At 36.2% G+C, this 16,113-nt stretch carries 15 protein-coding genes; 6 read left to right on the plus strand and 9 right to left on the minus strand.

Features of this window, described 5'->3' with window-relative positions; translation table 11 throughout:
- Positions 1-66: 66 nt before the first annotated feature.
- Genes BLV64_RS01660 through BLV64_RS01670 form a run of 3 tightly spaced genes read right to left on the minus strand, consistent with a single transcriptional unit; the run spans position 67 to position 2,970 of the window.
- On the minus strand, positions 67-1,881 hold the full coding sequence (locus tag BLV64_RS01660; protein WP_092131567.1) for a type VI secretion system Vgr family protein: 1,815 nt from the start codon (positions 1,879-1,881) through the stop codon (positions 67-69).
- A gap of 11 nt (positions 1,882-1,892) precedes the next feature.
- Positions 1,893-2,297 (minus strand): hypothetical protein, encoded by a 405-nt coding sequence (locus tag BLV64_RS01665; RefSeq protein ID WP_092131570.1) that lies wholly within the window; start codon positions 2,295-2,297, stop codon positions 1,893-1,895.
- Positions 2,298-2,310: 13 nt separating this feature from the next.
- Complete coding sequence (locus BLV64_RS01670; protein ID WP_092131573.1) at positions 2,311-2,970, minus strand: hypothetical protein; 660 nt, start codon at positions 2,968-2,970, stop codon at positions 2,311-2,313.
- Positions 2,971-3,513: 543 nt separating this feature from the next.
- On the opposite strand from BLV64_RS01670, the gene BLV64_RS01675 reads away from it, so the two are divergent.
- From BLV64_RS01675 to BLV64_RS01690, 4 genes are all read left to right on the plus strand, one after another.
- Positions 3,514-3,924, plus strand: coding sequence for a BrxA/BrxB family bacilliredoxin (locus tag BLV64_RS01675; protein ID WP_092131576.1), 411 nt, complete (start codon positions 3,514-3,516; stop codon positions 3,922-3,924).
- A 119-nt stretch (positions 3,925-4,043) separates the two neighbouring features.
- Positions 4,044-4,778 carry a lysophospholipid acyltransferase family protein gene (locus BLV64_RS01680; RefSeq protein ID WP_092131979.1) on the plus strand — a complete coding sequence of 245 codons (735 nt, stop codon included), beginning with the start codon at positions 4,044-4,046 and terminating at the stop codon, positions 4,776-4,778.
- Between the two features lie 12 nt (positions 4,779-4,790).
- Positions 4,791-5,777, plus strand: coding sequence for an acyl-ACP desaturase (locus BLV64_RS01685; protein ID WP_092131578.1), 987 nt, complete (start codon positions 4,791-4,793; stop codon positions 5,775-5,777).
- Positions 5,778-5,779: 2 nt separating this feature from the next.
- Complete coding sequence (locus tag BLV64_RS01690) at positions 5,780-6,433, plus strand: HD domain-containing protein (protein ID WP_092131580.1); 654 nt, start codon at positions 5,780-5,782, stop codon at positions 6,431-6,433.
- A gap of 196 nt (positions 6,434-6,629) precedes the next feature.
- On the opposite strand, the gene BLV64_RS01695 is transcribed toward BLV64_RS01690, so the two are convergent.
- The 6 genes from BLV64_RS01695 to BLV64_RS01720 all read right to left on the minus strand — a co-directional run bounded on the left by BLV64_RS01695 (position 6,630) and on the right by BLV64_RS01720 (position 13,046).
- Entirely contained in the window at positions 6,630-7,412 is a 783-nt protein-coding gene (locus tag BLV64_RS01695; RefSeq protein ID WP_092131583.1) for an enoyl-CoA hydratase/isomerase family protein, read from the minus strand.
- A 23-nt stretch (positions 7,413-7,435) separates the two neighbouring features.
- Entirely contained in the window at positions 7,436-8,887 is a 1,452-nt protein-coding gene (locus BLV64_RS01700; RefSeq protein ID WP_092131585.1) for a sensor histidine kinase, read from the minus strand.
- 154 nt (positions 8,888-9,041) lie between these two features.
- On the minus strand, positions 9,042-9,593 hold the full coding sequence (locus tag BLV64_RS01705; protein WP_092131587.1) for a CopD family protein: 552 nt from the start codon (positions 9,591-9,593) through the stop codon (positions 9,042-9,044).
- A complete protein-coding gene (locus tag BLV64_RS01710; RefSeq protein ID WP_092131589.1) occupies positions 9,593-10,951 on the minus strand; it encodes an MATE family efflux transporter in 1,359 nt (452 codons plus the stop codon). The genes BLV64_RS01705 and BLV64_RS01710 overlap by 1 nt, the downstream gene beginning before the upstream one ends.
- The gene (gene hemH / locus BLV64_RS01715; protein ID WP_092131591.1) at positions 10,952-11,986 is read right to left on the minus strand and encodes a ferrochelatase; all 1,035 of its coding nucleotides are present in this window, start codon (positions 11,984-11,986) and stop codon (positions 10,952-10,954) included.
- 172 nt (positions 11,987-12,158) lie between these two features.
- On the minus strand, positions 12,159-13,046 hold the full coding sequence (locus tag BLV64_RS01720; RefSeq protein ID WP_092131593.1) for an AraC family transcriptional regulator: 888 nt from the start codon (positions 13,044-13,046) through the stop codon (positions 12,159-12,161).
- Between the two features lie 214 nt (positions 13,047-13,260).
- Between BLV64_RS01720 and hemA the strand changes: the two genes are divergently transcribed.
- Together hemA and hemC are read left to right on the plus strand one after the other, a co-directional pair.
- Positions 13,261-14,508 carry a glutamyl-tRNA reductase gene (hemA, locus tag BLV64_RS01725; protein WP_092131595.1) on the plus strand — a complete coding sequence of 416 codons (1,248 nt, stop codon included), beginning with the start codon at positions 13,261-13,263 and terminating at the stop codon, positions 14,506-14,508.
- Complete coding sequence (hemC, locus tag BLV64_RS01730; protein ID WP_092131597.1) at positions 14,501-16,087, plus strand: hydroxymethylbilane synthase; 1,587 nt, start codon at positions 14,501-14,503, stop codon at positions 16,085-16,087. Before hemA ends, hemC begins: the two co-directional genes overlap by 8 nt.
- Positions 16,088-16,113: the final 26 nt, after the last annotated feature.

A 16,113-nucleotide genomic window follows, 5' to 3' on the forward strand; every position in this document is an offset into this window, starting at 1 on the left:
AAAAGCAACTTAAATAAAAGACTCGCCTTACTATTTTAAATGTTCTATTTTTATATATCATACTAACTACATGACATCTATTTTCCCAGAAGCGCCTTGTACCGCTGTGATTTGTCCTTCTACACTGGTTTGTACACCTTTAAGTTTAGCTTCCGTTTTCCCTTCAACTGATACCCGTTGACCTTTCAATTCTGCATCAGAAGTCGCTTCGATAGCCACAGCGCCATCACTATTAACCTCTATATCTCTAGAAGATTGTATAACCGTGTTGCCTGTAGACAAAATGTTGGTATCAACTTCAGAAGCTGTTTCAATATTACCTTTAGCTTTTAATGTGATATTTTTTTCAGCAACCAAATGGATATTTTTAGCACCAATATTTATAGTTTCAGAAGCATTGATAGTTAATGACTTTTTCTGAGTATCGAAGATTATAATGCTTCCATCATTATCATAAATCTCTATCTTCTCTTCGCCATCAGTATCATTTAACGCAATAGTATGTCCGCTCCTAGTTCTTATAGCCTTTATAGCATTTGCATCACTTTTAAAAGCGCCTGCTTTACCAGATCCATTATACAAACTCCCTAACATATAAGGATGCTCTGCATTACCGCCTTCAAAACCAATTAAGACTTCTTCGTTAATTTCTGGTATAAAATGGAAGCCTTTTTCACTACCAGCATGAGGGGTTACTATACGAATCCACGGCGTCATTTCACCCATTATTTTTTGCCAAGGGAATTGCACGCGAATCCTACCTAAGCCCTCGGGGTCGGCATTTTCCATGACCACTGCTGTTTGACTTTCACTCCTAGGAAAAGCATTAATATTAGTGTTTGGATAAGCATCAAAATCCGCCGTAACTGCCTCAAAATTATTTTCATAATCACCATTCTCACTATTGCTATGGATAATACTGGTTACCCGGTAACGCGCTCCATCTACAACGACAACATTCCCTAATTTAACTCCGGGATTATCACTTACACCACTAAAAATAACCTGTCGTATTTCGACCGCCTTTTTTTGCAACTCTATACTGTTATCCAAACGTTTTTTAGCCGTTGAATCGTTGTATAAACTATGCCATACTTGGCTTTGCTTATTATAAATAGTTTGAGATTTATTAGACACAAAACCACTGTAACCATTAACACTAGAACTTATGTCGGCAGCATCTTTTTCATGGGTTTCGTTTAATAGGTAATCGTTTGCATAATATTTGTAATTATGAGACTGCGGGATTAAATCCAAATGGTATTCTTTAAGATCAAAACCATAGCTAAGCTCTATTTCATTAGTTTCTGGATGTCCGAAAATAAGCTGGGCCCCATTGTAATAAAACCACTCACCATATTGCGCTGCCAAACGGCTTGCATAATTATAAGCGCTCTCGTTGTGTTGTACCGAGTAATGCAGGGTAGACTTGTTATTAGGCTGAATTAACACCTCTAATTTAGACGCGTCATAATCCTTAAAAGTCTGTGTTATAATATCGGATAGAGTAACGTCGTTATAGGAGGCGTAGTGCGGACCATCGTCTGCAAGGTAAGTTGGACTTTGTGCTTTTATAACAATTTTATCTCCAGAACTGGCCTCGTGACCTTTTATTGTTTTTACCTGGGTTACAATCCCTTTAAACTCTAGATTCTGATACCCGCTAAGAGTATCTACTGCCGTTGTTTGCACTGTAATTGTTTGTCCTAAAAAGTTTTTACTGGATTCTCCTAAGGCTCCAGAAATATCGTCTAACACATCCATTCGGCATATGAGCTCTAAACAATGGTGATTGTCTATAGACTGCTGCAACTCCAGGTGTTTATAGGAAGAAATTTCTGTACCGTCAATATAAATAGTTGTTTCACTCTGAAGCGCCATAGTTTTAGGTTTTAAAATTCATCGTTTTTGTGATATTCTAAGGAATGAATATAAACCCATTCTTTATCTAATTCTTTATACCATGCTGTTAGCAAAGAATCTGATTTGTTTTCCCAGGTTATTTCTTTAATTTCAATTTCTGATGCTATCTGATTAGCATCAAAAAAATTCCTGAGTTCTATTCTAAATTCGTTTAAATTAACGCCCTCTAATTTAAATTCGGTAGCGTAATCTGGCTTACCATATTTAGTAACAGCCTCTTTTAGTGTTAATCCCTTTACATTCATTTTCTTGGTTTGAAGTGGTTGATTCATTGTTTTTTCGGCAGGGTCTAAAACATTTAACGCACCCTCAGTATTAGGTTTACAACCGAATGCTAAAAAGAAAATTAAAACATATTTAAAATTACATTTCATAATTATTATTGTTTTATAAAAGCTGATGTATACTAAAAACAGTATTAGGAATCATCTTATTTAGTTCTGTAATTATATAATCAATATGTCGCCGTCTTAATGTATCGCCAATATTCATTCTACTTTGTAAATCAATATTAAAACTACTTGTAGTCTTATACTCGTCACTATGCATTCCTTTTATATGCGAGGTGTTACCAATGGCGTGGCCAAATTCGTGAGAAATAGGATACTGCTTATACGCCTTTTTATTCTTAGTTCGCGTTACAACTTTTAGGTCTTCGGTATCTAAATTGATTAGCCTAGAAGTCCAATTTACCGAGCTCGTATTAAACTTTCCCGTTTCTATTTTTTTAACCTGAACTGTCCAATGTTCTGAGTTAAGCACCCATTTTATATCAAAATTCACTTGTAGTTCCTTCCGGTTATATTTTTTAGCTATATTAGAACTCCCTGATACTTTTAGGGTATAGCGATTACTCCAGCCGCTCCATAAAAGCTTATCTGCTTTATTATGAAATTCTTTTTTTTCCACATAACTCCATGCAGTCACTTTTGGAGAAGTTTTCCAATTATATTTCCACTTTTGCTGAATAAACACAACACTGCTCCCTAGGTCTACCGTAATATCCATCCTATCCGTTTTAACAGCATATATTGGTGTGTTCGTCATATTTTTAGTTTACAATACTATCTTGGCAAAGCCGCTAGGTATTGACTTACACTTAGGACCTGTACTCTATTTTGTAATAAAAAATACTATGGGCTTAAAAATCCTAGGCATACAAATCAATTTGGTAATTGTTACTATTTCGTGTTACCCTAAGTTACAGTAAAAAATTAATAAATAATCCCTTTTTAAAAGATTATAGACAATTAAAATAAACATTAATCAATTAACACTCAATTGGTTTACTCTTTTTACCACTAAACTACTGGCTCTAACCACAGTTTGACAACTCAGTAGATTCACAAATAAATCCCCCATACCACCAAGGCAAAATCACTTGAATACAGGCTTATTTTTATTGGCGGACTCAAAAACCCACGCATTTTTGGTACTGTAACTTCATTTTTATTTCTAAAAAGGCCTTTATAAAGCGATAGGCTGACCTTATGACACCATAACTGTTATCTGAGCAGGGAATATCTTTTTTTGCATAGTTTTTGATTAACTTTGTACTTATAGAATATTAATAGATAAAATTTAAAAGATATGTATCCAGCAGAATTAGTAAAACCAATGCGCGAGGACTTAACTAAGGTTGGTTTTCAAGAATTACACACAGCAAACGATGTTGATGCTGCTCTAGCAAAACAAGGAACAACTTTAGTGGTTGTTAACTCGGTTTGTGGTTGTGCAGCTGCAAATGCTAGACCAGGTGCTAGTATGAGTTTACAAAATGACAAACGTCCAGATCAATTAGTCACTGTTTTCGCAGGAGTAGATAAAGAAGCAACGGATAAGGCAAGAGAACATATGATTCCTTTTCCTCCAAGTTCGCCATGTATCGCTTTGTTTAAAGACGGTGAATTAGTACACATGTTAGAGCGTCACCATATTGAAGGTCGCCCAGCAGAAATAATTGCAGCAAATCTTATTGATGCTTACAACGAGAAATGCTAAGTTAATTTTAAATTAACAGCTTATATTTTAACAAAAAAAAACCACGATTTAGTCGTGGTTTTTTTATGCTTACTGTTGTTTTTATAGTTACTTTGTTTAATAAAAACAATATTCAAGTGATGCAAAAGTTATTAGCCTATCCTTTAACCGTGATTTACTACCTTTTTTTCGGATTGACCTTAGTGGTATTTCATCCGATACAGTGGGTGTGTCTTAACGTTTTTGGCTACCAAGCACACAAAAAATCGGTAGATATTTTACAGTTTTTACTCATGCGATGTCTAAATATTTTAGGCACCACCTTTTTATTTAAAAACGACTACGAACTCCCAACCGATTTACCCATAATAATCGTGTCGAATCATCAAAGCATGTACGACATTTCTCCTATCATGTGGCATTTAAGAAAACACCACGTTAAATTTGTTAGCAAAAAGGAACTTGGAAAAGGCATCCCTTCAGTTTCTTACAATTTACGACATGGTGGTTCGGCCCTAATAGACAGAAAAAACCCAAGGCAAGCCATTTTAGAAATCAGGCGTTTTGCAACTTATATTGAAGAGACTAATAGAGCTGCGGTTATATTCCCTGAAGGCACACGAAGTAAAAACGGAACGCCTAAACCTTTTCGAACTAAAGGCTTAGAAACCTTAATTAAATACGTACCAAGCGCGATAATTGTTCCTATTAGTATTAACAATTCATGGAAAACTATGCGTTATGGGAATTTCCCTATGGGCATAGGAGCTCATATTACATTTGAAGTACACAAGCCGCTAAAAGCTAGCGAATTTGAAATACACGATCTTTTAGAACAGGTAGAATCTGTTATAAAAGAACACATAATTAATTAAACACGATATGTTATGTCATTAAAAAACGTAAGATTAGAAGTGATGCAATTTTTGGAAAAAGATGTTGATGCATTAATCCAAAAATACTTAATTCCAATCGACACCATTTGGCAACCCTCAGATTTCCTACCTAACTCTGAAAGTGACACTTTTTTTGAAGAGGTTAAAGAAATTAGAGAACTCTCTAAAGAATTACCTTACGACTTTTGGGTTGTTCTTGTTGGAGATATGATTACCGAAGAAGCTCTACCCACCTACGAGTCATGGTTAATGGAAGTAGAAGGCGTCGATCAAGTAGAACGCAACGGTTGGTCTAAATGGGTTAGACATTGGACGGCCGAAGAAAACAGACATGGCGATGTATTAAACAAATACCTCTACCTCTCTGGACGTGTTAACATGCGCGAAATAGAAAAAACAACACAGCATCTTATTGCCGATGGTTTTGATATTGGTACCGATAGAGATCCGTATAAAAACTTTATCTATACTAGTTTTCAAGAGCTAGCAACGTATGTCTCTCATAACCGCGTCGCGAAATTAGCAAAAGAAAAAGGCAACAAACAGCTGTCTAAAATGTGTAAGATTATTTCTGGAGACGAAATGAGACATCACCACGCATACAGCGAATTTGTAGAGCGTATTTTTGCTGTAGACCCTAGCCAAATGATGCTTGCTTTTCAATACATGATGAAGCAAAAGATTACAATGCCAGCACATTTTTTAAGAGAGTCTGGAGGAAAAGTTAGTACAGCTTTCGAAGAGTTTTCGAATACAGCGCAACGCATTGGGGTATACACCTCTTTAGATTACGTAGAAATCTTAGAAAAACTGATTAAACGTTGGGAAATTGATAAGATTACCGATCTTAATGATGAAGCTGAAAAAGCAAGAGACTATTTAATGAAACTCCCAGGACGCATGTTACGTTTAGCAGACCGTATTAAAATACCTGAAAACTCATACCAATTTAAATGGGTAGAACCTGCTAAATTATAACCATGTCCCAAGATCTTTTAATTAACAACACCATTGCATTCGTTAAGCAAGAGCTTAAAGACGCCGAAGGAGGCCACGATTGGTTTCATATTGAACGGGTTTACAAAAACGCTCTACTTATTGCTAAAAACGAAGCTGTAGACTCACTTGTTGTTGCCCTTGGTGCGCTATTACATGATATAGCGGACAGCAAATTTCACAATGGTGATGAAACCGTAGGTCCTAAAGTAGCCCGTGAGTTTTTGTTTGCACAAAATGTGGATTCCCATATAATTGAGCACGTTATAAAAATAATTGAAAATATTAGTTTTAAAGGCGGCAATACCTCACAGCAGTTTAAGTCTTTAGAATTGGACGTGGTGCAGGATGCGGACAGATTAGATGCCATTGGGGCTATTGGAATTGCGCGTTGTTTTAATTACGGCGGATTTAAAAATAGACCGCTATTTAATCCCGCAATTAAACCTCAGCTTAACATGTCTAAAGAAGACTATAAAAACTCGAAAGCACCAACAATTAATCACTTCTATGAAAAGTTGTTACTTTTAAAAGATAGAATGAACACCAAAACAGGTAAACAAATTGCCGAAAAAAGACACGATTTTATGCTGCTCTTTTTAGATCAATTTTACGATGAATGGGATGGTATAAAATAACACAATAACACCAAAAAAAAAGACGACTATAGCAGTCGTCTTTTTTTGTATTATATATCAGGTACTTTAACTAAGAACAGGACTTAGAAAGCGAATTTTCTAGCTACCGCATCCTAGGATTACCCTATTACCATAAGGCTAGTATTTATTGCGACCTAGTAATAAAAGCTACTTCCTAATTACCCACATTAAGCTCCTATTTCCCTGGGAAATTAGCTTTTCTTTTTTCTAAAAACGCTGTTGTTCCTTCTTTAAAATCTTCAGTACCAAAACAGTTTCCAAACTCTTTAATTTCAGTTTCATAACCATTTACACCATCTTTAAAATTAGCATTTACAGCAGTAATTGCTTTACTAATCGCTACTGATGAGTTACGCATTATTTTCCCTGCTATTTTTTCGGCCAATGGCATGAGTTCTTCAAGTTCTACCACGTGGTTTACTAAACCGTAATCTTTTGCTGTATTGGCATCTATCATACCCGCAGTCATCACCATTTCCATAGCACGACCTTTACCTACTAATTGAGGCAAACGCTGTGTACCACCGTAACCAGGAATCACACCCAGGGACACTTCCGGCAGTCCCATTTTAGCATTAGTACTCGCTATTCTAAAGTGCGAAGCCATAGCTAATTCTAATCCGCCACCCAATGCAAAACCATTAACTACTGCAATTACTGGCGTACTTAAATTCTCGACAAAATCGAACAATAATTCTTGTCCTTTTGCTGCTAACTGACCGCCATTAGACACATCAAAATTAGCAAACTCACTTATATCAGCACCAGCCACAAACGCCTTTTCTCCACTACCCGTTATAAAAATAACTTTGGTATCGGCATCTTTATCTGCTGCGTCGAATGCCTTATGCAGCTCTTCGATAGTTGCCTTGTTTAACGCATTTAATTTAGTTGGCCTGTTAATTGTAATTGTTGTTATACCGTTATTAAATGCGGTAAGTATGTTTTGATAATCCATATCTATAAATTTTAAATTTCTAATTATTCCTTAGGAAAGCTTACCGTAAAGGTGGTTCCTATGTTTTTCTGTGTTACAAAGGTAATGCTTCCGTTATAGGCTTCTAACATATTTTTAATCATTCCTAAACCTAATCCCATACCACTGGATTTGGTCGTAAATTTAGGTTCAAAAACTCTGATTCTATTTTCTTCAGAAATCCCGATACCATTATCGGTTACTTGAATAGTGACGCTTTTGGCGTCGTCTAAAACACTCACGTTAATTTTTGGTTCGCGCCCTTCTGGAACGGCTTGAATACTGTTTTTAATTAGATTAGTTACAATCCGAATAAGCTGTGAGCGATCAAATTTAGCGATTATTTCTTCTTTTTCAGAATGAAATTCAATGTCGCTTTCTACAAAAATATCCAATGCTAAGTGTACAATTTTTACCACATTTAGCTGTTCGTTTTGCTGCACAGGCATTTTTGCGAAATTTGAAAACGCACTCGCAATAGAACTCATCGTATCTATTTGCTGAATTAAAGTATCAGTATATTCATTTACCTTAGTAAATATTTCAGGATCGTTAGGATCGAATTTTCTTTGAAAATTCTGCACACTCAAACGCATGGGGGTTAAGGGATTTTTAATTTCATGCGCCACCTGCTTTGCCATCTCTCGCCATGCGCGCTCCCTCTCGTTTGTTGCTAATATAACAACACTTTCCTCCAACTCATCGATCATATTATTATACGATTTTATAAGTTCTGAAATTTCCTCACTCGTATGTGCGATGTCTATTTTCTCATTTCGCTTTTCTAATCGGGTAGTTCGCATCTTATCACTAATCTTTTTTAGTGATTTGGTGATGTACTTAGACAAGAAAAAAGCAAACATTACCGCTATAGCAAGAATTAATAAAGTGGTATAACTTAACCGGGTTAAAAACTCATTAAGTTCCTTGGCTAAGAAATCATCATTTTCCAAATACGGCAGATTAATAATAGCTAAGGGTTTAAATTTTTGATCGTAAATATACTGGTAACTCGACCTGAAATTTTCTTGTGCTTTAACCTCCTTTTTCTCAAAACGGTGCTCGGCAGTATTTAGAAGTTGGTTTAGAATCTCTGTATCGATACACTGACTGGAACGCTCTGGCACCAGGTCGGCTTTAGACGAAATAAGCAGTTCGCCTTCAAAATTGTATAAGTTGATTTGCAGGTTGTGCACATCGGCAACCTCGAAAATTTTCGTTTTAAAAATAAGAGGAATATTTTCGGTTGTTACAGGGTACGAAGTCTCGCGAATTACAAATTTCAAGCTATTAATAATAGCGCTTTCTTTACGCTCTAATCGTTGCTTATGGTAGTCTTGAGTTTCCTCGTTATACTGATAGATATATACGGTTGCAATTAGTAATGAAGACACGATAACCAATAAAATCATGGCTAAAAATATGCGTACACGTAGGGAGAGCTTGTTTATTTTCATTACTTATTTTAAAGCTTTAAATATAGCAATAATCGAACCAATTTACCGCGTTAGCGATAGAAACGGCATCCTTTTGCTTTTTAGGCAAAAGATATAGTGGATAGCGCGGTAGGGCAAAGCTTTTTTTTTGCGACGCCCTAAACCGCCAAAACAATTAAAATGTATCGCCGTTTTTTTCTCGAATACGCTTATAGACTTTAAAACCGAGCATGAGTAATATACCGAGAACAAGGATGCCTACCACACCAAAGACCCAATTGATAGCACTTTTTAAAATTACTAAAAACACCACAGCAAACAGTATAAAGGTCGCGCCTTCGTTCCATAAACGCATAAAATTTGATGTTTTTTTCACCACGTCATTTTGCAATTGTATAAAATAGATATGCGTTTTTAGGTGGTAGAGAAAAAGTAAAATCACAAAGGTTAGTTTAACATGCATCCACGGTTGCTCCAACCAAGAAGGCATTAAAACCAACAACCAAAGGGCGAAAATAGTCGCTAATATTGCCGATGGCCAGGTGATAATATACCATAAGCGCTTCGCCATTAACTTAAGCTGCTCACCTAAAATTTCCTTATCTGGTGATGGTCTATGAAAAGCTTCTATTTGATACACAAACAAGCGCGGAATATAAAACAAACCGGCAAACCAAGTAATAACAAAAATAAGATGCAGCGCTTTGATGTAGTTATAATATTCCATTAGACTGTTTTTGAAGGTGTTAAATTCGTTTTTACTTCGCGGTTTAAAAAATAAGCGGTGATTAGGGTTGCCAACACATCGGAAATCGGGAATGACATCCATACGCCTAGTTCGCCAAAAAACTGAGGCAGTATAAAGATAAGGGGAATAAATATAAACCCTTGTCGTGTTAAGGTGAGTAGTAAGGCGGGCACGGCTTTACCTATAGCCTGAAAATAGGCCGCTCCGATAAGCTGAATGGCCACAATAGGCGTCACTGCAAACACCCATCGCATGGCGCTTGGCGTTTCTTTAATTACTTCGGGGTTAGAGGTAAACAATCGGGTAATAGCTTCTGGAAACACCATTAAAATAATAAAAACGATAATAGCTAAACCTATAGCATACTTTAAGGCCGTTGCGATGCTCTCTTTAACCCGACCATAGTGGTGTGCTCCGTAATTATAACCGGCAATTGGTAAAAACCCTTGGGTAATACCATATACAGGAAACAAGGCAAACATTAGCATACGGCCAACGATAGCATAGGCCGTCACCGAGGTTTCGCCACCGAGGTTATACAAAATGTTATTCATTAACAAATAGGTGATGCTCACTACCGCTTGGCGGGCTAGTGTTACAAATCCTAAACTAGAAATCTCGGAAACAATGGTTTTATCGAGTCCGAAGTGCGACATATTAATTTTTAGCTCCGAGTTTTTAGATATAAAATACCACAGAATAAAAAGGAAACACAACAGATACGATCCGGTCGTAGCCCACGCTGCACCGGCCATACCAAAATCCATAACATTAATAAAAAGGTAGTCTAAAATTAAATTCCCTACCGACGGGAATAGCATGGCATACATGGCGAATTTTGGTTTCCCTTCGGCACGAATTACGGTATTCCCCATCATACATAAAGCCAAAAAGGGCACACCATACAACACGATAGTATAATATGTTTTGGCGGGCTCAAAAATAGCCCCTTTACCCCCAAAGGCGGGAATGATTGCATCTATATACCACAATCCCGCAGTTACAAAAGCGATAGTAAGAATAAGGGTTAGGGTGATTTGATTTCCAAAAACCTTAAGTGCTTTTGGGTGATTATTAGCTCCTAAAGCACGAGAAATTATCGAGGATCCACCAACACCAATAGACATTCCTAAAGCGGCAATAAAGAAAGACACCGGTAAAACCACATTTATCGCAGCAATAGCGGTAGAACCAATCCATTGTCCAACAAAAATAGTATCGACTAGAATATTAAGAGACATTACCAGAATCCCTATAGACGCTGGTACGGCCTGCTTAACTAATAATTTACTTATTGTTTCTGTTCCTAAATATGTCGAATGACTTTCTTTTTGCATTTAAGCTTCTGTTGGCTCTAAAGCCCACGCGTTAATCCACTGTGCTAAAAGTGCTACCCAATCTTCATTAGTATTTAAACAAGGTACAGTACTAAACTCCTTACCGCCTACTTCATGAAAAAGCTCTTCGCCTTCCATAGCAATTTCTTCTAGAGTCTCTAAACAATCACTAACAAATGCTGGGGTAACAATGGCCATATTTTTAACGCCACTTTTTCCTAGGCGCTCTATTGTTCTATCGGTATAAGGCAACAACCAAGGATCGAAACCTAATCGCGATTGAAACGATGTAGAATACGAATCGTCTGGTAAGTTTAATTTCTCTGCTATTAAACGGGTAACTTCAAAACACTGGTGTCTGTAGCAAAATTCGTGTGCCGGAGAAGGTGTTTTACAACACGACCCGTCGATAGTACAATGTGATTTTGTAATATCACTCTTGCGAATATGTCGCTCTGGGACACCGTGGTAAGAAAATAATAGGTGGTCGTAATTTTTATCTTTTAAATCGTCTTGTATCGAATTAGCGAGCACCGTAATATAATCGGGGTTATTATAAAATGCCGGTAGCGAATCGATTTTTAAATTTGGAAAATGTTCTTTTCTTAAGGATTCGGCTAAAACCAAAATAGTTTCGGTAGTTGCCATAGCAAATTGCGGATAAAGAGGAATTAAAAACACCTCGTCCACACCTTTATCGACTAGCTCTTGCAACCCTTTTTTAATAGTCATACTCCCATAACGCATAGCTAAGGCAATAGGATACTCGGTTTGCTCTTGTACTTTTTCTTGTAACTGTTCTGAAAGTACAATTAGTGGCGACCCGTTTTCCCACCATATTTTTTTATAGGCGGCTGCCGAGGCTTTAGGCCTGGTATTTAAAATAATACCTTTAACCAGCAGTGTTCTTGCCCATAGCGGGACATCAATAACACGCTCGTCCATTAAAAACTCTCCTAAATACTTTTTTACATGTTTAGGCTCCGGACTTTCTGGTGATCCTAGATTTACGAGTAAGACTCCTTTTTTCTTCATTCTTATATCTTAATAAAAACCCCAACACGCCAAACGCTGTTCTGGTTTTACTGTGTTTTTTCGAATTGCAAAAATACAATTCTAATTACTATTATTCTTATCGTGAGACAGATTCCCAATGGTTATTTAACAACTTCTGGAAATTGTTTTGCGTTATACTATTAACTACCCGCTAGCCTAAAGACTGCAAGTATTTTTTTGGTGTTGTACCATATTTCTTTTTAAAAGCGGCAATAAAATGACTGGATGTACTATAGCCAACTTTTAACCCTACCTCATTAACATTATGGTCTCCAGACTCTAAGAGTTTACGCGCCACTTCCATCTTATAATCTAATAAAAAGCTAAAAACGGTGTCTCCATAAATTTGTTTAAACCCTTCCTTTAATTTTTTTAAACTCAATCCTATTTCGTCACTCAATTCCTGTAAACTTGGTGGCTCTGCCATTCGGCTTATTATAATATCTTTTGCCTTACGTATTTTAATAACATTAGTCTCATCGACTAAAAACGGACATTGCTCAATATCGGCTTCTTCATTTCTATTAAAATACAAGCTTAGCAATTCTAGAGTTTTACCTTTAAAATAAATGTGCTTTATAGATTGATTGAGGTTAAAGTGAATTAACTGATTTAAGACAATAGCCATAGACGGCGATATCTTTCCGTCTTTATAATATTTCTTATCGCGGTTATCATCACTTAAAAAAGTAATATAATCGGCTTCTTGAGAAAACAAACCGTGAAATTTTTTAATAGAAATAAGCACGGTAATCAACCACGAATTGGGCTTAACCTCTAAATCAATTGGTAATTCGCGCTGCGGATTATAGAGTAATAAGGAATTTTCTTCTAAAACCTCTAAACTGTAGCGCCCCTCATTAAAATTAAAAGTACTTGAGCCTTTAATACTAAAATGAAACTGTATAAAATTACTACCTATTTCTCGTGTTACCTGCTGAGAATCGGTAGTCTCATTGTGAAATGTTAACACAAAAACATCATCGTCTACTTTTGTTTCGTTGTATGACCTTGTAGCGACATTTTTTTGATTATTCATTTATTAAATTTTATTATTTTATTTAGATTCATTCTAAACAAAGACCTCCTTAGTACTTGAATTTAGTACAAAAGTATGACATTTATCATATTTTATGAAAAAAGAAGGCTAAAAAACCACAAACGATACTTAAAGTTCTTTTAGCGTTACTTTTTTCAAAAATGTCCTACTACATTTGCCGTTAACAAACCCCGAAGTCTGTTTACACGAAAACATGCAACAAAAAAACACATACTTCTACGCCATTGGCTTAAGTTACAAAAAAGCAGATGCGGAGATTAGAGGGCATTTTAGCTTGGATGATGCTAGTAAGGTCAAGGTCTTAGAACAAGCTAAAGCGAATGGAATTGAAAGTTTAATTGTAACTTCTACCTGTAACAGAACCGAAATTTTTGGTTTTGCAGAACACCCTTTTCAGCTTATTCAATTGCTTTGCGACAATACCAAAGGAACCGTTGAAGAATTTAGAAAGGTCGCTTATATTTATAAAAGCAACGAGGCTGTAACACATATGTTTCGCGTAGGCTCTGGTTTAGACAGTCAGATTTTAGGTGATTTTGAAATTATCAGCCAACTTAAAAAGAGTGCTGTATTGTCTAAAAAGTACCAGTTATTAAATCCGTTTATCGAACGCTTAATAAACTCTGTTATTCAAGCAAGTAAACGAATCAAAAATGAAACGGAGATTTCTTCGGGTGCAACTTCAGTTTCTTATGCTTCGGTACATTATATTATGAATCGCTTTGAAAATGTTGCCGATCATAACATTTTATTATTTGGAACGGGTAAAATAGGTCGTAACACCTGTGAGAATTTAGTAAAACACACTAAAAACGAACACATAACCCTAATTAACAGAACAAAAGATAAAGCTGAAGCCGTCGCTGGTAAATTTAATTTAATCGTTAAAGATTACACTGATTTACAAGAGGAAATTAACGCTGCAGACATCTTAATTGTTGCTACAGGGGCCCAAAACCCAACAGTAGACAAGTACCTTATCCAATCTAAAAAAGACTTACTAATTTTAGATTTATCTATTCCTAAAAACGTTAATGAAAACGTATTAGATTTGGATAATGTCTCTTTAATTCATCTCGATGATTTATCGCTAATGACTGATGAGACTTTAGAAAAGAGGAAACTTCAAATCCCTTTAGCAGAAACTATTATCGACGAGGTACAAGCAGAATTTAACAAGTGGTTAAACACTAGAAAATTCGCACCGACTATAAAAGCATTAAAACATAAATTACTAGATTTTAAAACTGCTGAATTAGAAACACAACGCAAAAAGATTTCTGATTTTAACGAAGAGCAAGCAGAAGTCATTAGTAATAATATCATTCAAAAAATAACGAATCACTTTGCCCATCATTTAAAAGATGAGACTATATCTACAACCGATAGTCTAGAACTTATTCAAAAAGTGTTTCAGTTAGAAAAAACAAATCATGTCTAAAATAATTAAAATTGGTACTCGCGATAGCGAGTTAGCCATGTACCAAGCAAGAGCCGTTCAACAACAGCTTGAGCACTTGGGACACAAAACCGTATTAGCTCCTGTAAAATCTGTTGGCGACCTTGTTCTTGACAGACCCTTATACGAAATGGGCATTACAGGTATATTTACACGTACTTTAGATATAGCACTGTTAAACGGTGATGTCGATATCGTTGTACACTCTTTAAAAGACGTGCCTACCATTATGCCAAAAGGCATTACACAGGCAGCAGTTTTAAAACGTGGTAACGTTCGCGACACTCTGGTGTATAAAACCACGGAAGAGTTTTTAGGTGCAGAACACGCTACTATTGCTACAGGAAGTCTTCGTCGTAAAGCGCAGTGGTTAAACCGCTACCCGACGCATACTGTAGAGCCTATTCGCGGAAATGTAATTACCCGTTTAGAAAAATTAGACGCTAACGACCATTGGGATGCTGCCGTTTTTGCTGCCGCAGGAATAGGACGTCTAAACCTGAGACCAGAAACCGCTATTAATTTAGAATGGATGGTTCCGGCTCCTGGTCAAGGTGCGATTATGATTGCTGCCTTAGAAAAGGATGAAGATATTTTAGCTATTTGCTCGGAAATCAACCACGAAGAAACTGAAATTTGCGTAAAAATAGAACGTGAGTTTTTAAATAGATTGGAAGGCGGTTGCACAGCACCAATTGGAGCCAATGCGTACATTAAAGATGAAGAGATTTTCTTTGAAGCCGTGTTATTAAGTTATGATGGTACCAAGAAAATTAGTGTTAAACGAAACAAAAAATTAGGCGAACATCACGATTTAGCAGAATGGTGTGCAAATTACGTGATTGAGCGTGGTGGAAAACGTTTAATGGACGATATTAAGAATTCGGAACGTAAAACAAACGTGTATTCTACTAAGTCGTTTACCGAAACCCAACGCCAAAGTTTTAATGATAAAGTTACTGTAGATAGTAGTGATTTTATTAAGATAAGTTTAAATAGAATTGCTCCAAGAGTTATTAAAAACGAAATTCAAAATGTGATTATCACCAGTCAAAATGCTGTTGATGCCCTACTAACGAATTTTTCGGCTATCGAATTACAATTCAAAAACATCTATTGTGTTGGCCGACGTACTAAGCGTGAAATAGAAAAACGCATTGGAAAAGTTAAGCACTCAGAAAATAGCGCTGAAAAATTAGCAAACCACCTTGTAGAGTACTTAGAAGGTACTGAGGTTACTTACTTTTGTAGCGATCAACGTTTAGATGAGCTTCCAAGAATTCTTTCGGAAAACCATATTGTGGTTAACGAAGTAGAAGCTTACCAAACAAAATTAGATTCTTTAAAATTAAAAGATAGCGTTGAAGGGGTCATGTTTTACAGCCCATCGACCGTTAAGAGTTTTAAACAAGAAAATAACCCTAGCGACACTATGGTGGCGTATTGTATAGGAGAAACAACAGCAAAAGAAGCGTCTAAACATTTTAAAGATGTTCGCATTGCAAAATTACCGACCGTAGAGAGCGTTATTGACCTCGTTAATGAGCACTATGCGTCGTAAAAAGTAACAAAAAAATTAAAGTATAA

This window comes from Bizionia paragorgiae (assembly GCF_900107625.1).
Classification (GTDB): domain Bacteria; phylum Bacteroidota; class Bacteroidia; order Flavobacteriales; family Flavobacteriaceae; genus Bizionia; species Bizionia paragorgiae.